This is a genomic window from Adhaeribacter rhizoryzae, from assembly GCF_008629685.1.
Classification (GTDB): Bacteria; Bacteroidota; Bacteroidia; order Cytophagales; family Hymenobacteraceae; genus Adhaeribacter; species Adhaeribacter rhizoryzae.
Genome location: NZ_VWSF01000002.1, coordinates 145,556 through 169,809, shown reverse-complemented (window position 1 = coordinate 169,809; position 24,254 = coordinate 145,556). Strand labels below are relative to the sequence as shown.

Here is a 24,254-nt window from a genome sequence, read left to right as displayed (position 1 = left end):
ACCACCCCTACCCCTCCTAAAACAGGAGGGGAGCTTTCTGTATAACTTAAAATTCTTTTATTAAGAGGTTTGGTTATATTATTTAAGCGCCGAAATATTACCGCCGACTGCCAGTTTCTGCTGATATTGCTTTTTACCCGCGTCTAAAAAGCCGGCAAATTCCTGCACATTCAGGTTATAAGCCATGGGTTGCACCAGGGGTTTTTCAGTGGCCGGGTCCATTAAAATATAAAAAGGCTGGGCATTATTCTGGAAACGGGTAATCTGGTAATCGGCATTTTTCTTGCCAATCGTGCGCTTTTCTTTTTTGTCGTAGGTCGATACGTACCACTCGTCTTGCGGCAGTTCAGCTTTATCATCTACGTACAAGGCTACTACCACATAATCGTTTTGCAAGCGTTTGAGCACCTCCGGGTCCGACCACACATTGGCTTCCATTTCGCGGCAGTTCACGCAGGCATGGCCCGTAAAATCAATAAAAATGGGTTTGTTTTGGGCAATAGCGCAGCGCTTAGCTTGTTCTAAATCGAAGTAGCCCTGCAGGCCGTGGGGCAAATGCAGGAAATCGGCGTATTTAGGTTCCTCGCACAACTCATTTGCCGGCGCGTTTGCCACAGTCCCGCCCTGGTTGTTCTGCCGGATTATAGCATTTAAATCAAAATCGTGCGACGACTGCGGCGGCAGATAACCGGCTAAACTTTTTAGCGGCGCCCCGAACAAACCCGGAATTAAATATACCACAAACGAGAAAACCAGAATAACCAGCAAAATGCGCGGCACACTAATAAATTTCAGGTCGGAGTCGTGCGAGAATTTAAGTTTGCCCAGCAGGTAAAAACCCATCAGCGAGAATATAACAATCCAGGCGGCAATGAAAATATCCCGGTCCAGAATGCCCCAATGGTAAGCCTGGTCGGCCATGCTTAAAAATTTAAGCGCCAGCGCCAGTTCTAAAAAGCCCAGGCAAACTTTAATGCTGTTAAGCCAGCCACCCGAACGGGGTAAACTTTTAAGCCACGACGGGAAAGCCGCAAACAAGGTAAACGGCAACGCAAAGGCAGTGGAGTACGCCAGCATCCCCGCAATGGGTTTTAAAGTTTCGCCGCCCGCCGAGGACACCAATATGCTGCCCACCAACGGCCCGGTGCAAGAAAACGACACCAGCACCAGGGTAAATGCCATAAAAAACACCCCGTACCAGCCACCTTTATCGGCCTGGGCATCGGCTTTATTCACCAATGAACTGGGCAGCGTAATCTCGAACATACCCAGGAAGGACATGCCAAACAACAGAAAAATCAGGAAAAACAAAATATTGGGCAGCCAGTGCGTAGAAATAAAATTTGCAGCTTCGGGCCCTGCCAGTTTCGAAAAAATAGTACCAATAAGGGTATAAATAACCACAATGGACAAGCCGTAGATAAAAGCTTTAAATATTGCCTGCGCCCGGTTGCTGCTATTGCCGGTAAAGAAAGAAACGGTCATGGGCACCATCGGGAACACACAGGGCGTAAGCAAAGCCAGCAAACCGGTTAAAAAGGCCAGCATCATAAAGCTACTCAGGTCAGAACCGGCATTTGGCACGCTGCCTACGGCCATCAGGGGCGCTGTTTCGGCAGTAGCAGGCAGGTTCGTGTCGGCCGGAGATACGGCTAAAGCTCTGGCTTTACGCGCCGAGTCGGTCCGCGACGAATCTACTTCGGCAATCAAACCCTGAAACGTGGGGTCATCCATCAGAATACCCGTTTCTTCGGCGGGGCGGGGTGTTTGTGCACTTACCGCCGGTGCTTCTGCTGGCGTAGTAGCGCCCACTGCAGGTGCTGCCGGCTCGGGCTGGGCAACACCACTCACGCTTATCTGATTAAACGCAAATGTATCGTCGAAAGGAATACACTTGCCATCTACATCGGAACAAACCTGGTATTCGTAAGCACCTTTAATATTTAAATTAGGGCTTAAAACCTTAATGCGCTGCCGGAACTGGGCATTTTTAATAAAGTAGGTATATTCGCCGTCAAATATTTTATCGTACTTCTTTTTGGGGTTAATGGGTTTTATTTTACCTACCAGGGCGTACGAAGGATCTTTCTGAAACGTGAAAGTAGTAACCATTGGCCCCAGATCCGGATCAAAATCGCTGGAATACAAATACCAGTCGGGCATGATATTTACATTAAACACCAGCTCTACTTCTTCGCCTACTTTTACTTCTTTGCTGCTGACATCGTAGCTCCAGCGGGCAGGCTTCAGGATCTGCGCTTGCCCGACCTGTTGCCCAAACACCAGTACCAAGAATAATATTATAATTTTTATAGACTTCATTCTTAATGCTAACCTTATAAATACGTACTTATTATTTACAAAATTAACATATTTAGTCGCACAAACTTTAAAAAAGGTAAATTGGCCGGCTTAGCACTTTTGCTTCCGGTTAATTCCGTTGAAGGTTTATAATATCTATAACTTATTTTGGCTATTTACTTATAATAGTACCATGGGTAAAATAGGGCAAAACTTCTGTGCCTTGCTTTGATAATAGCGCCTTACTTTTATCTTTGAGGCAGATTACACAAAGCTTACCTGCGTTTGTAAGCAAAAACTATGATCCTAAACATCTTATTAACCATTTTTCTGGTATTCCTGAATGGTTTTTTTGTGGCCGCCGAATTTGCCATTGTTAAAGTACGGGCTTCGCAAGTAGAACTCCGGGCCCAGGCCGGCAGCCAGTTAGCCAAAGTGGCCTTAGTCATGATTAATAACCTGGATGCTTATTTATCGGCTACGCAGTTAGGTATTACCCTGGCCAGTTTGGGATTAGGCTGGATTGGCGAAAGCGTGGTATCTGAGATTATTATTAATATTATGCATGCCTTTGGGTTTGCCGGCGGCGAAGAGCTAGCCCATAAAATTGCCTTACCTGTTTCATTTGCGGTTATTACTATTCTGCACATTGTTTTCGGCGAATTAGCGCCCAAATCGCTGGCTATTCAGCGGCCCGAGTCTACTAGTTTGGCTTTATCGTTGCCTTTGCGGTTTTTCTACATAATTTTTTCACCGGCTATCTGGTTCCTGAATGGTTTTTCAAACCTAATATTAAGAGGCATTGGCATTACACCCATGCACGGCGCCGAAGTACACAGTTCCGAAGAATTGCGGTTAATTTTTGAACAAAGTAAAGAAAGCGGCGCCATGCAGGATTCGCAGCACGAACTTATTGAGAACGTGTTTGAGTTTAACGACCGCATGGTAAAGCAAATAATGGTGCCCCGCACCAAACTGGCCGCCCTGGATATTGATTCTTCCGAAGATAAAATCCTGGATATGGTTTTTAAGGAAGGTTATTCCCGGATTCCGGTTTACAAAGAAACCATCGATAATATTGTGGGCATTTTGTACGTCAAAGATTTACTCATTGTCATTCGGAGGGGCGAGCCCATTAACCTCGAAAAATTAATTCGTCCGGCTTATTTTGTGCCCGAAACCAAAAAGATTAACCGTTTGCTGCAACATTTCCAACGCAGCCACCTGCACATGGCCATTGTATCCGACGAATTTGGCGGCGTATCGGGTATTGTTACCATGGAAGATATTATGGAAGAACTCGTGGGTGAAATCCAGGACGAGTACGATGAGGAAGTACCTATTGTCGAAAAAATTTCGGAGTTCCAGTTTAAGGTAAACACGGCGGCTTCTATTCTGGATGTAAATGATTACCTGCCCTACCCGTTGCCCGAAGGCGAAGATTACGAAACCGTGGGTGGCTTAATAAACGTAATTTACGGCACTATTCCGGAAATTAACGATACCGCTGTTTACAACGAATACGAGTTTAAGGTACTGGAAAAATCGCAGCGCAATATTGAACGCGTTTTACTAACAGTTACCGAAGATAAAAAGGACGATGTGTTGTAATCTACGCAACACTAACACTTCCACGAAAATTATTTATTCTTGCTCTGGCCGCGCCTTATGACCGGCCAGTTGCTTTTATAAATATTCCGTCGCTTATAGATATTGTCGCTTATAATTATTAACCGATATTAAGCAATATTTGTTTGCATAACGTTTTTAAGGAGGCTATGGTGTCCACTCGTGTCATTCAGGAGGAACCTATTTAGCTGCCCACTACATAGTTTCCTCCTGAATGACAATAGTGGATTACTTGAACTCCATTTTGTTGGCTCTTTCTTGCGTAACAGCAGTTATTTAAAATCACCCAGCGTCTTTTAAGGCAGCATCATCTAATCCAAAATTGTCATTCAGGAGGAAACTATTTAGCAGAAAGCCACATAGTTTCCTCCCGGAATACTTGTATTCCCGGAATGACAATAATTGTCTGCTTTAGAATATCTCTTTCAATTAAAGCTTTGTCTGGTTACTGCGGAAGTTATTCAAATATTATATAAGCCGCTATTGTAAAATATAGCCGCAACATTCCTTAACCGGGATGAAATAAATTATTCCCGTTTGCTCTAATTCTTAAAAGGGCGACGGGCTGATAGAAGACCAGCCACCATCAATAATTAAACTTTGGCCGGTAATCTGGCGGGCTTTATCCGATACCAGAAACAACGCCGCCTGCGCAATATCGGCGGGGTAAGCGGGCCGGCCCAGTGGGGTTAACCTAGACCAGGTTTGCTCATAATCACCGTCCTGAGCCGTTCTTTCGGTGAGGGTGGCCCCTGGGGCAAGCGCATTAACCGTTATTTTATACGGCGATAGTTCAATTACCAGGTTTTTGGCCAGCATTTGCAGGGCCGCTTTGGTCATGGCGTACGCCGCCAGGTTTTTGTGCGCCTGGTAACCCGTTACCGATGACATAAACAAAATACTGCCTCCGCCTTGTTGCTTAATAAATTGCCGGGACGCGGCCTGGGCCAGAAAAAAGCTGCCGCCAATATTGGTTTCGGTTACTTTGTGCAGGGCTTCGGGGGTGTAACTTAAAAAATCGCCAAACAAGGTAATACCCGCATTGGCAATGGCAATGGTTAACTGTCCAAACTCCCGCACTGCCGTATCTACCATTTCCTGAATAAAACTTAGGTCAGCGGCATTGCCGGCCATACCATAACACCGGCCACCGGCATCCTGGTTAATCATTTCGGTAGCGCGGGCAGTTAAAGTAGCATCAACATCGTTCAAAATAACCGATGCCCCTTTATGAGCGAGTTGCCGGCATATTTCATAACCTATACCTTGTCCGGCGCCGGTTACAATAGCAACCTGGTTCTGGAATTCGTCTGTTAGCATAAATTGTGGTGGTGGATAAATATTGCCTTTGTAAAGCAATATTGGTTTTCTATTTTTTGCTGCGGTGTAAGTTATAGAAAATTACGGAAGTATCGGTAATGGCTTTTACTTTCTTGTTTTGGGCATTTACCGGGTACAATACGCCATCGGCTTGGAGCTTTTCTAAGGCTTGCTGGTAGTTTGCCTTAATATAATTGGTACCAATGCTGTGCTCTTCGTAAATAGCTTGCAGCGTTTTATAATGAAACTGGCTGCGGCTTTGCGCCAGCGCTGCTACCAGGTTATCGAGAGTATAATTGCTTAAATATCGGAAAAACCCGGGCAGCAAAGGCACCGGCGGCTTGTTGGTCGCCGCAAATAAGGGCACCCCATCTTCCTGATAATCGCTGTAAGCTTGCATCATTTCTTTCATGCCCAAATACCCCGGCAGCGATTTAGTTAAAAGCATCAAATATTGGCTAGCCGAATTTTTACCCGGTGCCAGAATATTGAACCGGAATATATAAAACCCGGCTTCCTGCAAAATTGCTGCCAGGGCCTGCATAAACAAAACTTCCCGCTTTCTGGCACTGGGCTCATGGCGGCTAATATTTATTACCTCGCTTAACCGATTGCCCCAAAATGTGTTTTCCCAGCTACCGGGTTCCGGCGAAAGCAATGCCTGGTATATTTTATTAAAGTTTGCGACTAAGAGAACATCTGTTTCAGAACTTTGCTGCGCGCGGAGTAAAAATTGCCGGGTTAACCCTTGCCGGCTGGGGTCCAGAAATATTAAAGCTGGCTGATTGTTAGTACTAATATTTTCAATTTGCTCCTGGAAAGCTGCTTCGGTTAGTACCACGGGGGCTTCCGGCAGTTCGGGGTAAAAAGGTAATTGCGCCAGATTAGCTGTTAATTTATCCGCAAAGGCTCCCGTAGGGTTAATAAAAAAGGTTTTTACCAACGGCGGCGCATCATCTGCAGCCTGAATATTTTCCAGAATATTTAAGGGTGCTGCTGGTTGGCCCGCTGGCGTAACACCTTCGCCGGCATTTCCATCGATAAATAACAACGATTTAACCGATTGGCTACCCGGCCCGTTTACCTGAATATTGTACCAGGTTTTAAAATACGCCGGCAATATGCTGTCCTTTATTTCGGAAGTAGTGCGCTTTTGTTTAAAAAAAATATCCGGTTCTGCCGCCGTCATTTATGCTTACTATGCTAATCGGGGTACAAGTTATAACAATCGCTGCGTTTAAGAAAGGCTTCATGCGCCAACCTTTGTTTCTGGTGCTTAACGCAAATATTTTTTCTAAAACATACCTTTCGGGACTGCTATAACTGTTTAATCTTTAATTTCGTTGTTCAAATATTTACCCGCAGGTAATCTGCTGAACATTAACCTGTGATAATGGGTTATATTAGTAGTTTAGTTGCTTTAAAATTTAAGAACATGAACACTGGAGAAATAAAATATAATAAGCTAACCCCCGAAGAAGAACGGGTTATTCTGCGCAAAGGCACCGAATATCCGTTTACCGGCAAGTTTAACAAACACAAAGAACCCGGTACGTACGTATGCCGCCAGTGCAACACGCCACTTTACCGTTCCGCCGATAAATTCGACTCACACTGTGGCTGGCCTAGCTTCGATGACGAAATACCTGGCGCCGTAAAACGGGTACTGGATGCCGATGGACACCGGGAAGAAATTGTTTGCGCCAACTGTGGCGGTCACCTGGGTCACGTTTTTGAAGGCGAACGCTTTACGCCCAAAAATACCCGCCACTGCGTAAACTCCGTTTCCTTAGATTTTATTCCTGATGCGAAGTAGGTAGCATTGTAAAACCAAAATAAAAAGGATGGCTTTGTGGCCATCCTTTTTATTTTTATAATAATAAATATTGAAGCTGCCCATAAGGTTGTAAAAATGCTAAGCTGATTAAAATCATTAGTTAAGTTAACTATCATCATTCTCCTCCCAAACCGGTTCCTGTAATTTTGCTGTACCAAGTAAACCAATTTGATGTTTTTCTAAATATTACCAGAAAACAGAAATTTTTGGTCTTGATCACCGAAACAGCCATAATTAATTCGGGCCAAAACATGAGCTTAGCAAACGAATACCTGATTCAAAAATACAACGTACCGGCTCCGCGGTATACCAGCTATCCTACCGTTCCGTATTGGGACACCGACCGACCCGCCGCGAGCAAATGGTTTGAGGTGGTTAAACGTACTTTTACCGAATCGAACCAGCAGAAAGGCATTAGCTTGTATATTCATTTGCCGTTTTGCGAAGTGCTGTGTACGTATTGCGGCTGTAATACCCGTATTACCAAAAACCACGGCGTAGAAGCTGGTTATATTAAATCGTTGTTGCTGGAATGGGAACAATATTTAAATAATTTTACGGAAAAACCAATAATAAGGGAGTTGCATTTAGGTGGCGGTACCCCTACTTTTTTCAGCCCCGAAAACTTAAAAATATTACTCGAAGGAATATTTGCCCACGCTGAGATTCATCCGGAGCGGGAATTTAGCTTTGAAGGGCACCCAAACAACACCACTACCGCCCATTTGCAGGCACTATATGACCTGGGTTTCCGGCGGGTGAGTTACGGTATACAGGATTTCGACGAAAAAGTGCAGCGCACCATTAACCGCATCCAGCCCTTTGCCAACGTAGAAAGAGCCACTTCAGAAGCCCGGCGCATTGGCTATGAATCGGTAAATTTCGATTTAATTTACGGCTTGCCTTACCAGACGTTAAGCAGCGTATCGGATACCATTGACAAAGTAAATTTATTGCGCCCCGACCGCATTGCTTTTTACTCGTACGCGCACGTACCCTGGCTAAAACCCGGCCAGCGCAGCTACACCGATAAAGATTTACCCGATAGCGCCGCCAAACGCGCTTTGTACGAACTGGGCCTGGAAAAATTTAAAGCTTTAGGCTACACCGATATTGGCATGGACCATTTTGCATTGCCTAACGACCCCTTATTTGCAGCTTTTCAGAACAAAACCCTGCACCGCAATTTTATGGGTTATACCACCTGCCATACCGATTTATTAATTGGCCTGGGTTGCTCGTCTATCAGCGATGCCAAATACGCTTACCTGCAAAATCAGAAAAAAGTAGAAGATTATAACCTGAACCTGCAAACCAACGAGTTGCCTATTTTAAAAGGCCATTTTTTAACCGATGAAGATTTACTGGTAAAAGAAGCTATTCTGGCCATTGCCTGCAAAGGCGAATTAACTTTTACCGACGAACTGCGGGCTACTTTACCCGCCGATGCCTGGATTACCTTACACAACATGGAAACAGAAGGTTTGCTGCAACTACACAACAACGGTTTAATTGTAACAGATTTAGGTAAAGCTTTTATCCGCAATATTTGTATGGTTTTCGACCGCCGCTTTCAGGTACAGGCTCTGGCTGGTCAGCAGGTATTTAGTAAGGCCATTTAGGTTAACTTTGCTAATGCTATCCTTCCATGAGCGCCTATCTGCATCCGGGTAGGCGTTTTATTTTCAATACCATCCGAGGACAGGTATAATGGTACCAACGTTTTTCCTTCTGTCTGGTATTATACCATTATAAAACCAAATTTGCGCTTAAGTACACATTATTGTCATCCTGAGCTTATCGAAGGATCTATTAAAACTATGAAAAAGTTGATTCAGCTATTTCAACAGGCGCAACATGACTGCAATACTTTAAGTGCAATACCCCAATAATAACAATATTATTTGCTCACTAAAAACAACAACCCCGGACTTATATAAGTCCGGGGCTATATATCAGAACTAAAACTTTGCTGTTTACGCAGTTTGTTTTTCCAGGTTGAATAAAGCCTGTAAACCCTCGAGCAGCGTTTCTGACTCACCCCGCTGACAGGCGGCTTTTAATTCCAGAACCGGCAGCTTTACAATTTTTTGCAGAATATTGCGGGTTACTTCTTCCAGTAAATCTTTCTCTACTGCGCCCAGGTTTTTAACATAACGCGCTACTTCTTGCTGCCGGATTTGCTCCAAGGTATTTTTAAACTGTTGTACGGCCGGCGAAATAGCCATTTCTTTGGTCCAGGTATTAAATTCCGCCATGGCTTCGGCTATTATTACCTCAACCTGGGGCACAGCGGCCAGACGTTTTTCCAGGGCCACGGTGGCGCGGTTCCGGATGCTATCAATATTATGCACCGAAGCGCCGGGTAATTGGGCAATGGCACTGTCGATGCTCCGTGGCATAGATAAATCGATAAAGCTTTTGGCGGCAGACATTTCCTGGCTGGCTACAGCTGCCGCGCCAATAAAGAAGCAATCGCCGGGTACCGACGAAATTACCACATCGGCCGCTTTAATCTCATCCCAAACATTTTCCCAAGGAGCCGCTACCTGATTGCATTCCTGCGCCAAGGCTTCGGCTTTGTTGTAAGTCCGGTTAGTAATAACTACATTCTTCAGGTTAGTCTTGACAAAATTGCGGCAAACCGTAGCGCCAATATCGCCGAGGCCAATCATGAGTACCCGCGGATTCTGATTATTTTTGGTTAATTCTTCTACCAGTTCCACGGTAGCATACGCCACCGAAGCAGCACCGTCGCGGAAGGAAGTTTCGTTGGCCACGCGTTTATTCGCAAAAAAGATGGTGTGGAGCAATCGGTGCAGAAAAGGTCCGGCCATCTCGGCATCGGCGGCCCACTGGTACGCATGTTTTACCTGGTTCATTATTTGCATATCGCCGGCCACCTGCGACTCCAAACCCAGCGTAACCCGGAACAAGTGCTGCACTGCCAGATTAGCTTCGGTTATGTGCCGAAAATAAGGTGTTATTTTTTTTACCCCGATAAAGCCTTTTTGCATAGCCAGTAATTTCAACATTTCCTGGTTGTAGTCTTTATCGGCTACATAATATATTTCGGTACGGTTACAGGTAGATAGCACCAGCGCTTCGCGTACCGGGGTAAATTCTTTTATTCCCTCCAATAAATTCCGACAGGCGCTTTCGTTCAGCGAAACCATTTCCCGGATGTCTATCGGGGCATTTTTATAAGATAATGTCAGGACTTTAAACTGATTCGGCATATCTGTAATTATTCGTTACAAATTTCTGCCAAAACCGGGCCCAAAAACATGATCCAGGTCAACTTTCGGGCAGATGTTTATCACTTCCGTCGCAGAAAATAAATTTTAAAACAACCACATTGCCAAATGCTATGTAATATTGAAGGAATATTTAACAACATGTCGTTTTTATACATCAAAGCCCTGCATATTATTTTTGTGGTTACCTGGTTTGCCGGTTTGTTTTACATGCCCCGGCTGCTTATTTATTTTGCCGAAGCCCAGGACAAGCCCGAGCCCGAAAAATCAATTCTGCAAAACCAGTATAAACTCATGCAGCGGCGCCTGTGGTATGGTATTACGTGGCCGTCGGCGGTAGTTACCTTAATCATGGGCCTGAGCACCTGGTACCTTTATGGCGCTACGCCGGGTTGGCTGCACCTGAAATTTTTATTTGTGCTGGGCTTGTATGGCTATCATATTTATACCCACCGTATTTTTAAGCAACAGCAACAAGGCGTGGTTTCCTGGTCGTCTACCAATTTGCGTATCTGGAACGAAGTAGCCACTATTTTCCTGTTTGCTATTGTGTTTTTGGTTATCCTGAAAAATGGGTTGGGTATGGCTTATGGGTTAATTGGTTTGGCTGCTTTAATATTTGTTTTGTTGCTGGCTATTCGGGTGTATAAAATTATACGGGAAAAGAGTTAAGCGCCTCCAGATTGGATTGTTTGTATTTTGAAAGATTCCATCTTTCAAGGCCAAGGTGCTATCTATTATTTCGAGTCTAAGTAGCCTCCTGCCCGGCGGGGCCCGTTTGGTCATTCGGGCTGCTCATCTTTCCTTTCCTCCTCCGTCGGAATGCTGCGCACCGGAAACCTGAAAGGCCCTCATCGCCCAAACTGATGTAGTTTGCTTCGTAGCTTCCTGCTAACCGTTGAATTTGAGGAATATTTTTGTACAATTTAGATTATATCCCACCTCGGCCTGTGCCCTCACAGGCCGGAAGATTATCGGTAGCGATTTAGTTTTTTATTATTGCGGGTTAATATGCATTAATATGCTTGCGATTGAACAAGAGTAATACCTTAGGAACAAAAGCTTAGGCGTGTTAATAGCACTAAGGATTACTATCTTAGTTATGCGTAGAGTTAGCGCAGCGCTCTACGCATTTTGCGGAAAGCCAATCTCTGATTGGCGTTACTGAATAACTACTAACTGCGTCTAAGCTATTTTCTGGGGTTATATTATCAATGCAGAAGACGCATCAGTTCTGCGCAATTCATACACTACTATTTATTATCTGCCTTTTAGAGCGAATTTATTAAACCAGTACTTATTTAAATACGCCAATCAGAGATTGGCTTTACAGAAAATGCGTAGAGCGCTGCGCTAACTCTACGCATAACATAATTGAAATAAATAGCTATTAATTTCGCAGGCGAGCGAGCTTGTCTGAGTTTAAGATAACTATTTTGCCGCCGTTGATATCAATCAGTTTTTCGTCTTTGAAATCGGCGAGGGTGCGGATAACGGTTTCTTTGGAGGCACCCACAATATTGGCTAAATCTTCGCGCGAAATGGTTACCTGAAAATTTTTGCCTTTGTCTTGCTGGTATTGTTTTTCGACGAGCAGCAACGACTCGGCCACGCGTTTGCGTACCGAATTATAAGCCAGTTTTAAGAGGCGCTCTTCTTTGTCGGCGAGGTTATCCGATAATATTTTAATGAATTTGTTCGCGACATTGCGGTTGTTATAGAGCAGCGAAAAAAAGTCTTCTTTTGGAATCAGGCAAATTTCGGAATCTTCCAGCGCCACCGCCGATTCGCGGTATGGCTGGTCTTCGAGTAAATCTACGTACCCAATAAAGTCGCCGGCTTTGTACAGGCTGGTTATATATTCGCGGCCTTCGGCATTGGTTTTATAAGTTTTAACTTTGCCTTTGTTCAGAAAAAACAAAGCATTTGGGTAATTGCCCTCGGCAAAAAGCGGTTGCTTTTTCCGGACTTGCGATATTTTTCGTTCGTCGGCCAGTAATTTATTCAGTTCTTCCAGGCCGCGGGCTTCCTGAATAAAATTGTTTAGACCTTCGGCATTCTTCTGAAAATCGGCTTTTAATATCTGACTTTTTTTCAGCCGCATTTCAATGGCATCCAGCAGCTCCAGGTCGTCGAAAGGTTTTATTAAATAATCATCTGCGCCCAGGTTCATGCCTTTTCTAAAATCTTCTTTTTCGGATTTGGCCGTTAAAAATATAAACGGAATGCCAGAAGTAGCCGGATTCTTGCTTAGCATGTGCAGTACGCCGTAGCCGTCCAGTTGGGGCATCATAATATCGCAGATAATCAAGTCGGGCAGCTCCGCTTTGGCTAATTCTACCCCTACTTTGCCGTTCTCGGCCTCCAGTACGGTATAATTGGCTAAGGTTAATATTTCGGCAATATTTTCGCGAATGTCCTGGCTATCTTCTATCAGCAATATTTTGGTGGTCATGGTTCTAGGCGTTTTGCGGTATGGTTATGGTAAAAGTGGTGCCCTGGTTCAACTCGCTGGTATAATCGAGCGTCCCCTGCATTATATCTACGTATCTTTTTACAATATTAAGCCCCAGCCCGGTTCCCTGAATATTGGTTACGTTTTGGGCCCGGAAAAAAGGCGTAAACAAATGCGTTTTATCGGCGTCCGGAATACCAATTCCCTGGTCTTTAACTTGCAACGTAAAGGTTTTATCAGTTAGCTTGGTATGCAGGAAAATATCTTTGCCTTCTCCCGAATATTTACTGGCGTTGGAAAGTAAGTTAAATAAAATATTCTTTAATAAATTTTTATCCAGGTTAACAATAGTTTTATCGCCGGTATGCTCGTAATAAATGCGCTGACCCGCCTTCACTACGCCTTGCATTTCTTCGGTTATATCTGTGGTGAAGGTTACCAAATCAAACGCCGAAGGTACGTTGTAAATTTTTCCTTCTTCGATGCGGCTGATAGACAGAAAATCGTTGAGGATAGAAGTTAAATTACTCACCGCCGATTTAATGCGTTCTACATGCTTCAGGCGCTTATCATCATCTTCGGTGGTTTTATATTTAGATATTAACGAAGCCGAGGAAAGCACGGTACTCAAAGGTGTGCGAAACTCGTGGGAGGCAATGGTTACAAACCGCGATTTTAGCTCGTGTAAATCTTTTTCTTTCTGTAGAGCCTTCCGGATTTCTACCTGTGCCTGGTAGAGTGTTTTGTTGGTATGTTCCAGTTTTTGGATCGCTTCGCCTAGTTCGCGGGTACGCTCGGCCACCCGTTCCTCCAGTTCGGCGTTTAATTTACGAATTTCGGCCAGGTTTTTACTGTGCTCAATGCTATACCGGATAGACCGCTCCAGATCGTATTGGTTAAAAGTGCCTTTCACTAAATAATCCGAAACGCCTGCGCGCATTGCTTTTTCGTCGGTTTCACGATCGCTCTGGCCGGTTAATAAAATAAAGGGCGCATCTACGCCTTGTTCAATGGCTTTGGTGATAAGTTCCAGCCCATTTTCGGCGCCTAATCTAAAATCGACCAAATAAATATTGTGCTTTCTCTCATTGATAATGGCCAAGGCCTCCTCAAAAGAAGCAACCCATTCGAGTTGATAATGCCGCCCCGGAATATCCTGAATAATATCCTGGGTTATAATATAATCATCTTCATCATCATCGACCAGCAATATTTGGATCTTATCAGACATGTCGATTTCGTTAATCGTTATTCGTTAATCGTTGTTCGGTTTTCACGATTGGCAATAATTGTTTCGAATTTCCTTTAAATTTATTTCTTAACCGCTAATTCCTAACCGCTAATCACTTAACTACATCTTCGGCAGTTCTACTATCTCGAACCAATATTTGGTAACGGTTTTCATCACATCAACCAGGGCGGAGAAAGTAACCGGTTTGGTGATAAACGAGCTGACGCCCAAATCGTAGGTTTTCAGAATATCTTCTTCAGCTTTGGAGGTGGTGAGTACCACTACCGGAATGGCCCGCAAATGGGCATCGGCTTTAATTTCTTTTAAAGCTTCACGGCCATCTTTTTTGGGCATATTTAAATCGAGTAATATTAAGCCGGGAGTCGGGAATTTTTCCTTATCGGCGTATTTCCCGTGGTTTTTCAGGTAGTCTACTAATTCCTGACCGTTTTCTACGAACTCCATTTTATTCGTTAACCGGCTTTCTTCCAAGGCTTCTTTTACCAGCATCCGGTCTTCCGGGTCATCATCGGCAATTAATATCACTATGGTTTTCTTATTTTTTGCGATCATACAACTAGATGGTTTTTTCCTGGGGTTGTTTAAGGGCCAGGGTTATAATAAAACGAGTACCCACGCCCGGTTGGCTCTTAGCGGTAATATCGCCGCCGTGCCGAATAGCAATTTTCCGGCAAATGGCTAAACCAATGCCTGAACCTTCGTACTTATGGCCTTCCAGCCGCTGAAATATATTAAAAATACGGTCTAAGTATTTCTCGTCGAAGCCAATGCCGTTATCTTCTACATAAATATCGGTTACCTCGTCGCCGGGGGTGGCTGTTAAGTGGGCTTTCTTCTGAATGTGCTTTGCGTAAATATTAATAATTGGTTTTTCATTTTCTTTCCGGAACTTAATGGCATTACTCACCAGGTTCTGAAATAATTGCCGCATTTGGGTGGGTTCGGCTTCTATAACCGGCAGCGGCGATCGGATAATTTCAGCCTGGGTCCGTTCAATGGCAATTTCCAAATCCGATAGCACTTCGGTCAGCACCATATCTAAGTCTACGGGCACAAAGGGTTTGGCTTTGGTGGTAACCCTAGAGAAGGAAAGCAAATCGTTGATTAAATTTTGCATCCGCGAAGCCGCATTCATCATGCGGTCGAGGTAATCTTTGCCTTGCTCGCTTAAGTTCGGCTGGTCTTTGGTCTTTAGCCGGTCGCCGAAGGCCTGAATTTTGCGCAAGGGCTCCTGTAAATCGTGCGACGACACGTAGGCAAAATCCTGAAGTTCCAGGTTACTTCGTTCCAGTTCGGCGGCGTAGCGCCGCAAGCGTTCTTCGTTCAGTTTTTGCTGGGTTATGTCGTGCACAAAACCGGTGTAAACGGTGCGGTCGGCTAGCTTAACTTCGCTAATGCTTAAGAAAAACGGGAATACCGTACCATCCTTGCGCTTACCGGTAACTTCGCGGCCAATGCCAATTATGCGGCGCTGGCCACTTTGGTGGTAATGGTTCATGTAGCCATCGTGGCTGCTGCGGTCGGGCTCGGGCATTAATACGTTTACGCTTTTGCCCAGCAACTCGCTGGCCTCATAGCCAAACAACCGCGCGGCCGATGGGTTTACCATTTCCATAATGCCGCGCTTATCTATGGTAATAATTCCGTCTACGGCGGCGTGAATAATGGCATTAATTTTATTTTCGCTTTCGCGGAGGGCATCTTCGGCTTTTTTCAGACCGGTTATGTCGTGAATAATGCCGGTAAATATTTTCTTGTTTTTGAGTTTTACTTCGCTAATGCTCAACAGAAACGGAAAAACCGTACCGTCTTTTTTCCGGCCCAGTACTTCCCGGCCCTTGCCAATTATTTGTGGAATGCCAGTACGATGATAATTCTGAATATAAGAATCGTGCTGGCTATGATCCGGCTCCGGCATTAATATTTTAACGTTTTGCCCAATTACTTCTACCGGATCGTAGCCAAATATACGGGCTGCCGCCGGGTTCACGGTTTCAATTATACCTTTGTCGTCGATGGTAATAATACCATCTATAGCGGTATCTATAATGGCTTGCAGCCGCGATTGGGTTTCAAAATCTTCCTGTTCTAAATTATGCGCCACACTTATGCTTTTGGGTAAAAATAGATACTTCTCAGTAGTCAATCAAGGTAATTAGCCTTAATCTTCTGTTTAATGACAAACATCATCCGCTCACCTGCCCGCAGTCATTATTCCGGGTGGCGGGCTTTCTTAATTTTGTCAAGTAAGTAAAAGCCATCTTATCTGGTAAATAAACAATTTACTTTTTTATTTATTCCGGGTTGATGGCTGTGTAGCATTTAAGGATGGCTTTGCTTTAGTTTATGAAAAATATTTTAGTCCCAACCGATTTTTCTCAGAATGCAACTGATGCCGCGCATTATGCCGCTGCCTTAGCTCATATTACCGGTGCCCGCTTGTTATTATTTCATGCTTACCACGTAAGTGTAGCGCTGGCCGACGCCGCAGATTTATCGATTGACCTGGATTTAGAGAATTTCGAAAATTTAAACCAAACCCAGATTGATAAGCTGGCTTATGATTTGCATTTAACGCATGGCATTTCGGTTACCCGCATTATGCGGCCTGGTTTTGCGGCCGATGAAATTCCGGCAATTGCCCAACGCTTAAAAGCTGACTTGGTGGTGATGGGCCTACGGGGCAAAGGGCAGGCGGCAGGTTCTAAGGTAGGCCAGATTACGGCGGCTATAATACAGGAAAGCAACGTACCGGTATTATGCGTGCCGGCTGGTTTTAATTTTAATTCGCCATTTAACTTTCGTTACCAGCTTTACGCCACGGCTACGCAACCCGAATTTAATATTAAGCAAAAGCTACATAATTTATTTGGCACAATACCGGAAGTAACCTCTGAACCCCTAACCAACCAAAACCCAAAACCTGTTCTGCCGGCAATTACAGTACCGCAGCCCGATTTCCCCGGTACCAGCTTCGAGGCCGGTAAAATGCTTTTAGTAGCAGATAATCCGGTTTTAGATTACCCCGATGCTGGCTGGTTGGTTATTAGCGCCGATAAAAATACCTGCCAGCAAATTGCCGTAAGCAACTTTTTAGCGAGTTACGTAGAAGGTCAGTTACAAATGCCGGTTTTGGTTTTGCCGGATGCATCTTAAGCTATAGCAATTGTAAGCCGGTAAAAACAAGAGCGCCTGTTATTAAATAACAGGCGCTCTTGTTTTTAAAGCCGGTTTAAATTAAATTATTAAAACCAGATTTTATTCTTTTTATTTTTAGTAGTGGCAGTAACATCTTTAACGTACAGAAACTTACTTGAGTGCGAATACCCTTCATTCCAACCTTCACCGGCCGGAATGGTGTAATTATCGGCGTCAGCAAATAATAGGTTCTTCTTTTTAGTTTCGTTTTTGTTGATACTAGCTGCGTACATTTCTAATTTATTTTATTATTGTTTTATCTTATTAGTAGTAAAATAAGCTATACGAGTAATTGCGAATTTAGATACTTACTAAACAACTCTGATTCGCTGTACAATAATACAAAAAATATTTAATATTATTGTCATTACGTATAAAAAACAATAACTATTTTAGAAAAGTTTCATTAAAAACGAATATTCTTTACAAATTTTTAATTAAACATTTACTTTATTAATTAAACATAACATGCTATCAATCAATTGTTTATACAAATAACATTATTATAATAATTATTTGTAATATCCGGAGGGAATAAAAGTAAATTGTTTACTAAAATCCTGAAGTTCATCTTGTAAGCTCACAGCAGGGTAAGCAGAGAGCGCACTTAGCTTATTATTTGGGTTGATAAACAAGGTGCGGGATTTACGATCTTGCAAGATAAAAAGCATTTCCAGTTCCGGGTAAACATCCTTAAGGGTATTGGCTACTTCCATTACACTTAAATTTTTATCTACTAAGTTAAACACGCCCGGTGCCAGGTTAATATTTACCAAAGCTGCCAGATCGCGGCCTACTTTATCTATGTGCACAAAAGCCCGTTGCTGCAATCCGCTGCCTTGTATGGTAATACGGTTGGTAAAATGGGCATCGAACATAAATTTGTTAATGACCGCATCGAAACGCAGGCTACGGTTATAACCGTACACGTTGCCGCACCGGATTATGTAGGTTTGCATACGGTCGGATAAGCGGCTAATCATTTTTTCGCCGTTGTGTTTCGAGATGCCGTAATACGTGCGCGGCTGCGGTGGCGTATCTTCTTCTATCTGCTCTTCGGTGCCACCGTAAACGGAAGTGGAACTTAAATAAATTACCTTTTGCACTTTGCTGTTTTCCAGGGCGTAACTTAGTTCGGCTGAGCCCCAATGGTTTACCTGCTCAAACAAGTGCGGGTCGTCGTTAGAGAAAGTAGTAAGCACCTTAGCGGCCAAATGGTACACCACATCGGCTTCGGCAATAACCTTGCGCAGTTTATACGAATCCAGAATATCGCCCAGCACAAATTTAATGCGCTTATCAGGTAATTTATTATGACCTAGAAAGAGATTGTAATTTTTCCGGCTCAGGTTATCGTAAATAATTATTTCAGATACTTCCGGATTTTGGAGGAGTTGGTGGGTAAGTTCGGTGCCGATATAGCCGGCACCGCCCGTTATCAATATTTTCATGTATTATTATCTGGTAATCAATTGGGTATGCAAGCCGCACTCGGTTTTATTGGTACCAAACCAGCGGCCACTGCGGTCGTCGAGCAGGGCATTTACATCTATTTTACGGGTGCACGGCTCGCAGCCAATGCTCATATACCCTTCGCCTTCCAGCGGATGTTTGGGTAATTTAAACTCCCGGATATAATCGTAAACCATTTTGCTCGACCAGCCCAGCATCGGATGAAAGCGGATAACGCCATTGGGTGCTTTTTCTTCGCGTTTCATTTGGGCCCGCACCTTGCTCTGGTCGCCGCGTACGCCGCTAATCCACACATCAAAACTAGCCAAAATAGGCTCTAATGGCTGAATTTTATTTAAGTAGCAGCAGTAATCCGGATCAGAGGTAAACAGCAATTGCCCATTGGCATCGCGCTGTTGGTTACGGGGCACCGCCGAGTACAAATCGGTAATGTTAAGCCCCAGCAAATCCGTTACCTGCTTCCGGAAACTTAAAGTTTCGGGGAAATGGTAGCCGGTGTTTAGAAAATAAACCGGTGTTTCGGGGGCTACCCGGCTAAGAATATGCAATAAAGGCATACTGTTGGTTTGCAGGGACGAGGAGGCAAATATTTTTAAGCCCCGTTCTTTGTACGCATCTAAATCCTGCTTAATTTCTGCTACGAGCGTTTCGAAATTATTCATCTTATTAATTATTAGCCGCTTTATGATTGGTAAAGCGATTTATCTATATCGGCCAAAAACTATTTTATTAGCGACTGGCCTTTTATTATCAGTATTTCGGTACCGATGGGTCGATCTCATCGGACCAGGCCAGGATACCACCTTTTAAATTATATAAATTGGTAAAACCGTACCGGGCTTCCAGGGCTGCAATGGCGTTGCCGCTGCGGGCACCGCTTCTACAATGTACCACCACCTGCTTATCGCGATTAATTTTATCTACGTTGGCTTCTACCTGACCCAGCGGAATTAATTCGCCTTGCAGGTTGGCAATCTGGTATTCGTGCGGCTCACGCACATCTATCAGTTGGAAATCGGCTTTTTCGTCTATCAGTTTTTTCAGGTCCTGAACGGTAACTTCTTTCATTTTTTGTGAGTTAATTTTTTAATAATAGGCACCACTTTGCTTAAAATAAAGCATAAAAAAAGCCTCCCCGCATACGGAGAGGCTCTATTCCTATATAAATGGCAGTATTTTATATTACAACAACCATAAGCCTTCCGTACACAGCGTAGCCATGCAACAGCAACAGGTTGCGGGCATAACGGGTGTAAGCAAAAGGTTCTGGGTCTGTATCATTTGTTATTTATTAGTACAAAGCTAAACACTAAGTTCTAATTAAAAAAATAAGTATGGCATTATTTAGTTCAACAAATATTATGCTGAAAATATTCTGTTAGCTGCTATCTTTTCTATTGATAGCGAATTAGCTAAAAGGTATACCATTCTGAGCAAAATAAGTTTAAAATTCTTAAGTATACCGGTTAAATATTTTAGATTTATCGCTGCTGTGCTTTGTTAATTTACTTTACAAATAAAGCCGCCATTTAGCAAAGAAGGTTTATTATACAAAAAAGGTTCGCCGTTGGGCATAGTTAGGGTGCCGCCGCTGCCCGCTACAATGGCCTGGCCGGCGGCGGTATCCCACTCCATGGTAGGGCCGTGGCGGTAATAAATATGGGCTTTGCCTTCGGCTACGTAGCAAAATTTAAGCGAGCTGCCCGCCGAAATAGATTTTACGACCGGATATTTTTCTAAAACGGCTTGTTCGTCGGGCGAAGCATGGGAGCGGCTGCCAATGGCAATCCATTCGGGCGCATCGGCCTGAACTTTTAAACTGCTTGTTTCGCCGGCGGCTGTTCGTTTAAAGCTGCCTTTCTCAGGACCACCGTAATACAAATCACCGGTTACGGGCACGTAAATAACGCCCAATACTGGGGTATTTTTATGAATAAGGGCAATGTTAACGGTAAATTCGCCGTTCCGGTGAATAAATTCTTTGGTGCCATCCAGCGGGTCTACACACCAGAAATATTCCCAGGCTTGGCGTTCTTCGTACGGGATAGCGGCGCCTTCTTCCGATAATATTGGAATTTCGGGGGTAAGTTGCTCCAGCCCTTGCTGGATAATCAGGTGCGAAGCTTCATCGGCTAAGGTCAGCGGCGATTCATCGGTTTTTAATTTTACGAGCCCGGCTTCCTGCGGATTATTATACACTACCAGGATGGCTTCGCCGGCATCTACGGCTATTTGAAAGAGTTTTTCCAGGTCTATTTCCATGAACATAAATTAGGTAGCTTTAACTAATACTACCACGCGTGAGTTTGTTTATTTGCATAAATATTCAAACTTATTTAAATATTTTTTAAATATCCAACTTAACCTCTTAATTTTGGCCTCCAAAACGAAGACGTCGGTATGGCCGAACATATTTACCCTATTTTTGACCAAACCCTTACCCGCCAGGATAAGGAAGCGTTGCTGAAGCAGCGGGCCGTGGTGGTATGGATGGCTGGCTTATCGGGTTCCGGCAAAAGCACGTTGGCCAAAGGCCTGGAACGTGAATTGCACGCCCAAGGCTTTTTAACCCAACTACTGGACGGCGACAACCTGCGGAGCGGCATTAATAATAATCTGGGCTTTTCCGAAGCCGATCGCCTCGAAAATATTCGTCGCTCGGCTGAAACCGCCAAATTATTTTTAAACGCCGGTATGGTTACCATTTGCTCGCTCATTAGCCCCACCGCAGAAATCCGGAATTTGGCCCGCAATATTATTGGCGAAGCCGATTTTTGCGAAGTTTATATAAACGCACCTTTTGCTGTTTGTGCCGAACGGGATGTAAAGGGCTTGTACAAAAAAGCTTTAAACGGCGAAATTAAGAACTTTACCGGCCTGGATGCGCCTTTTGAAGCACCAACCCAACCCGCGCTCGAAATCCGGACTGACCTGGAAGATTATTCATCCAGCCTGCAGAAATTACTGGATATGTTGCTGCCCCGGATCAAACCGCATTGTTGTTAATTCCGGCTTTACCGGAGTTTTCTTTCCGGCATACAAAATCATTTAGTTTAATATTTAATAAAATTTTTCCTGGGCCGTGGGCTTAGGACAATGGATTAAACAAACATGTCTTATTCTTATAAATTAAGTTATTTAAAGCAACTGGAAGCCGAATCTATTTACATTATGCGGGAAGCGGTGGCCCAGTTCGAAAAACCAGTTCTTTTATTTTCGGGTGGTAAAGACTCTATTGTAATGGCGCATTTGGCCCGTAAGGCTTTCTGGCCGGCTAAATTGCCTTTCCCCATGTTGCACGTAGATACCGGCCATAATTTCCCCGAAACCATCGAGTTCCGCGATTATCTGGTAAATAAAATTGGGGCCCGCTTAATTGTGCGCACCGTACAGGATTCTATCGACCAGGGTTTAGCCGAAGAAGAGAAAGGCCCGAACCCGAGCCGTAATGGTTTGCAAACCGTAACCCTGCTAAGCGCTATCGAAGAATTTAAGTTTGATGTGGCGTTTGGCGGTGCCCGCCGCGACGAAGAAAAGGCCCGCGCCAAAGAACGTTTCTTCTCGCACCGCGATGAATTTAGCCAATGGGACCCTAAAAACCAGCGCCCCGAATTGTGGCATTTGTACAACGGCCGCAAAAATCCCGGCGAACACTTCCGGGTGTTTCCGCTGAGTAACTGGACCGAGTTGGATATCTGGCAATATATTGCCGAAGAAGAACTGGAACTACCTTCTATTTACTTCTCGCACCAGCGCGAAATTGTCAACCGCCAGGGTGTTTTATTAGCTAAATCCGAATTTATTACCTTACTCAAAGGCGAGCAATACGAAGAAAAAACCATTCGTTTCCGGACCGTAGGCGACATGAGTTGTACTGGCGCCGTAGAATCGCCGGCCAGTAATCTGGAAGATATTATTGCCGAAGTAGCCGCCGCCCGCGTAACCGAACGTGCCGCCCGCGCCGACGACCAACGCTCCGAAGCGGCTATGGAAGACCGGAAAAAACAGGGATATTTTTAATTGTTAAATTGTTGAATTGTTAATTGTTGAATTGTTAGCTAATTGATTGTTAAATAATTACAATCAACAACCAGCAATCAGCAACCAAAATATAATGGAAATAAAAGAACAAAAAAGAGAAGCCGATTTATTGCGTTTTATCACCTGCGGCAGCGTAGACGATGGCAAAAGCACCTTAATTGGCCGTTTACTCTACGATACCAAAACTATTTTTGAAGACCAGCTGCAAAATATTGAAAGAACCAGCCAACAGCGGGGTGAAGAATACGTAAACCTGGCTTTGTTAACCGATGGCTTACGGGCCGAACGTGAGCAGGGCATTACCATTGATGTGGCTTACCGTTATTTTGCCACCCCTACCCGTAAATTTATCATGGCCGATACGCCGGGCCACATCCAGTACACCCGCAACATGGTAACCGGGGCTTCTACGGCTAACCTGGCTATTGTGCTGGTAGATGCCCGCAAAGGAGTAATCGAACAAACCTGCCGCCATACTTTTATTGCGTCGCTCCTGAAAATAGACCATATTATTTTGTGCGTAAACAAAATGGACCTGGTGGGCTTCAGCGAAGAAGTATTTAACAAGATTAAAGCCGATTTCGAAACGTTTATTTCACGCCTAGATATTGCCGATGTAAGCTACATTCCGGTGAGCGCGTTGCAGGGCGATAATATTGTAAACCGCTCCGAAAGTATGCCGTGGTACGAAGGTCCTACCCTGCTGTACACCTTAGAAAACGTGCATTTGGGCAGCGATCTTAATCTGGTAGATGCCCGTTTCCCGGTGCAGTATGTATCGCGGCCGCAAACTACCGAGTACCACGATTTCCGGGGTTATGCCGGCCGCGTAGAAGGTGGCGTTTTTAAACCCGGCGACGAAGTAATGGTATTGCCATCGGGTTTTACCAGCAAAATCAGCGCTATCGAAACCTTTGATGGGCCCGTAGCAGAAGCTTTTCCGCCCATGTCGGTTACCATAACCCTGAATGATGAGATAGATATTAGCCGCGGCGACATGATTGTAAAGCCAAACAATCAGCCCCAAACCTCGCAGGATATAGAACTCATGATTTGCTGGATGCACGAAAAGCCGCTGGTAAAAGGCAAAAAATATATTATTAGGCATACCACCCGCGAAGCCAAATGTTTGGTAAAAGATATTCGGTACAAAATGAATATTAATACGCTGCACAAAATTGAAGACGACCTGAATATTGGCCTGAACGATATTGCCCGGATTGTAATCCGGAGTACTGTGCCTTTGTTCTTTGATGATTACCGCCGCAACGCCGCTACCGGCAGCCTGATTTTGATAGATGAATTTACTAACGAAACTTTAGCGGCCGGTATAATCTTATAATTTTAATCTTATCTAATTCTTATAAAGGAGCACTGTTTTAGAACGGAGCTCCTTTTTTATGGCAATAATTTAACACACCCGAATAAAAATACTTTTTCTAAAAATTATGAGAATTTAAATAAAACAAAACTTTAATATAACTAAAAAAA

General features: G+C 44.1%; 21 protein-coding genes. 8 read left to right on the top strand and 13 right to left on the bottom strand.

Annotated elements, in window-relative coordinates; all coding sequences use genetic code 11:
• Positions 1-78 precede the first annotated feature (78 nt).
• On the bottom strand, positions 79-2,322 hold the full coding sequence (locus F0145_RS03850) for a protein-disulfide reductase DsbD family protein (protein WP_150086985.1): 2,244 nt from the start codon (positions 2,320-2,322) through the stop codon (positions 79-81).
• Positions 2,323-2,601: 279 nt separating this feature from the next.
• Here F0145_RS03850 and F0145_RS03845 point away from each other — a divergent pair, with 279 nt between their 5' ends.
• A complete protein-coding gene (locus F0145_RS03845) occupies positions 2,602-3,912 on the top strand; it encodes a hemolysin family protein (RefSeq protein ID WP_150086984.1) in 1,311 nt (436 codons plus the stop codon).
• Between the two features lie 567 nt (positions 3,913-4,479).
• Here the strand turns inward: F0145_RS03845 and F0145_RS03840 are convergent.
• Together F0145_RS03840 and tcmP are read right to left on the bottom strand one after the other, a co-directional pair.
• Positions 4,480-5,250, bottom strand: a complete 771-nt coding sequence (locus F0145_RS03840) for an SDR family NAD(P)-dependent oxidoreductase (protein ID WP_150086983.1) — start codon at positions 5,248-5,250, stop codon at positions 4,480-4,482.
• A gap of 49 nt (positions 5,251-5,299) precedes the next feature.
• Complete coding sequence (gene tcmP, locus F0145_RS03835) at positions 5,300-6,439, bottom strand: three-Cys-motif partner protein TcmP (protein ID WP_150086982.1); 1,140 nt, start codon at positions 6,437-6,439, stop codon at positions 5,300-5,302.
• A 246-nt stretch (positions 6,440-6,685) separates the two neighbouring features.
• Here tcmP and F0145_RS03830 point away from each other — a divergent pair, with 246 nt between their 5' ends.
• Positions 6,686-7,066 (top strand): methionine-R-sulfoxide reductase, encoded by a 381-nt coding sequence (locus tag F0145_RS03830; protein WP_150086981.1) that lies wholly within the window; start codon positions 6,686-6,688, stop codon positions 7,064-7,066.
• A gap of 272 nt (positions 7,067-7,338) precedes the next feature.
• Positions 7,339-8,709: an oxygen-independent coproporphyrinogen III oxidase gene (gene hemN / locus F0145_RS03825; protein ID WP_150086980.1), complete on the top strand. Its 1,371-nt coding sequence runs from the start codon at positions 7,339-7,341 to the stop codon at positions 8,707-8,709.
• Positions 8,710-9,063: 354 nt separating this feature from the next.
• Here the strand turns inward: hemN and hemA are convergent, their stop codons facing one another.
• Entirely contained in the window at positions 9,064-10,326 is a 1,263-nt protein-coding gene (gene hemA, locus F0145_RS03820; protein WP_150086979.1) for a glutamyl-tRNA reductase, read from the bottom strand.
• Positions 10,327-10,485: 159 nt separating this feature from the next.
• On the opposite strand from hemA, the gene F0145_RS03815 reads away from it, so the two are divergent.
• Positions 10,486-11,016 (top strand): CopD family protein, encoded by a 531-nt coding sequence (locus F0145_RS03815; RefSeq protein ID WP_150087209.1) that lies wholly within the window; start codon positions 10,486-10,488, stop codon positions 11,014-11,016.
• 718 nt (positions 11,017-11,734) lie between these two features.
• Here F0145_RS03815 and F0145_RS03810 read toward each other — a convergent pair.
• The 4 genes from F0145_RS03810 to F0145_RS03795 all read right to left on the bottom strand — a co-directional run bounded on the left by F0145_RS03810 (position 11,735) and on the right by F0145_RS03795 (position 16,155).
• On the bottom strand, positions 11,735-12,799 hold the full coding sequence (locus F0145_RS03810) for a response regulator (RefSeq protein ID WP_150086978.1): 1,065 nt from the start codon (positions 12,797-12,799) through the stop codon (positions 11,735-11,737).
• 4 nt (positions 12,800-12,803) lie between these two features.
• Positions 12,804-14,030: a hybrid sensor histidine kinase/response regulator gene (locus tag F0145_RS03805; protein WP_150086977.1), complete on the bottom strand. Its 1,227-nt coding sequence runs from the start codon at positions 14,028-14,030 to the stop codon at positions 12,804-12,806.
• A gap of 120 nt (positions 14,031-14,150) precedes the next feature.
• Entirely contained in the window at positions 14,151-14,603 is a 453-nt protein-coding gene (locus F0145_RS03800) for a response regulator (protein ID WP_223815803.1), read from the bottom strand.
• Positions 14,604-14,607: 4 nt separating this feature from the next.
• Positions 14,608-16,155, bottom strand: coding sequence for a PAS domain-containing sensor histidine kinase (locus tag F0145_RS03795; protein WP_223815802.1), 1,548 nt, complete (start codon positions 16,153-16,155; stop codon positions 14,608-14,610).
• A 242-nt stretch (positions 16,156-16,397) separates the two neighbouring features.
• Between F0145_RS03795 and F0145_RS03790 the strand changes: the two genes are divergently transcribed.
• Positions 16,398-17,207, top strand: a complete 810-nt coding sequence (locus F0145_RS03790) for a universal stress protein (protein ID WP_150086976.1) — start codon at positions 16,398-16,400, stop codon at positions 17,205-17,207.
• An 89-nt stretch (positions 17,208-17,296) separates the two neighbouring features.
• On the opposite strand, the gene F0145_RS03785 is transcribed toward F0145_RS03790, so the two are convergent.
• The 5 genes from F0145_RS03785 to cysQ form a co-directional block, all read right to left on the bottom strand.
• Positions 17,297-17,482: a hypothetical protein gene (locus F0145_RS03785; protein WP_150086975.1), complete on the bottom strand. Its 186-nt coding sequence runs from the start codon at positions 17,480-17,482 to the stop codon at positions 17,297-17,299.
• Between the two features lie 279 nt (positions 17,483-17,761).
• Entirely contained in the window at positions 17,762-18,700 is a 939-nt protein-coding gene (locus F0145_RS03780) for an NAD-dependent epimerase/dehydratase family protein (RefSeq protein WP_150086974.1), read from the bottom strand.
• Between the two features lie 6 nt (positions 18,701-18,706).
• Positions 18,707-19,384 (bottom strand): phosphoadenylyl-sulfate reductase, encoded by a 678-nt coding sequence (locus F0145_RS03775; RefSeq protein WP_150086973.1) that lies wholly within the window; start codon positions 19,382-19,384, stop codon positions 18,707-18,709.
• 88 nt (positions 19,385-19,472) lie between these two features.
• Positions 19,473-19,790: a rhodanese-like domain-containing protein gene (locus F0145_RS03770; protein ID WP_150086972.1), complete on the bottom strand. Its 318-nt coding sequence runs from the start codon at positions 19,788-19,790 to the stop codon at positions 19,473-19,475.
• A 432-nt stretch (positions 19,791-20,222) separates the two neighbouring features.
• Positions 20,223-20,984: a 3'(2'),5'-bisphosphate nucleotidase CysQ gene (gene cysQ / locus F0145_RS03765; RefSeq protein ID WP_150086971.1), complete on the bottom strand. Its 762-nt coding sequence runs from the start codon at positions 20,982-20,984 to the stop codon at positions 20,223-20,225.
• Between the two features lie 138 nt (positions 20,985-21,122).
• Here cysQ and cysC point away from each other — a divergent pair, with 138 nt between their 5' ends.
• The 3 genes from cysC (at position 21,123) to cysN (ending at position 24,105) form a co-directional block, all read left to right on the top strand.
• Positions 21,123-21,728: an adenylyl-sulfate kinase gene (gene cysC, locus F0145_RS03760; RefSeq protein ID WP_150086970.1), complete on the top strand. Its 606-nt coding sequence runs from the start codon at positions 21,123-21,125 to the stop codon at positions 21,726-21,728.
• Between the two features lie 105 nt (positions 21,729-21,833).
• Positions 21,834-22,742, top strand: a complete 909-nt coding sequence (gene cysD, locus F0145_RS03755) for a sulfate adenylyltransferase subunit CysD (protein WP_150086969.1) — start codon at positions 21,834-21,836, stop codon at positions 22,740-22,742.
• 46 nt (positions 22,743-22,788) lie between these two features.
• Positions 22,789-24,105 carry a sulfate adenylyltransferase subunit CysN gene (gene cysN, locus F0145_RS03750; RefSeq protein ID WP_223815801.1) on the top strand — a complete coding sequence of 439 codons (1,317 nt, stop codon included), beginning with the start codon at positions 22,789-22,791 and terminating at the stop codon, positions 24,103-24,105.
• The last annotated feature ends 149 nt before the right edge of the window (positions 24,106-24,254 follow it).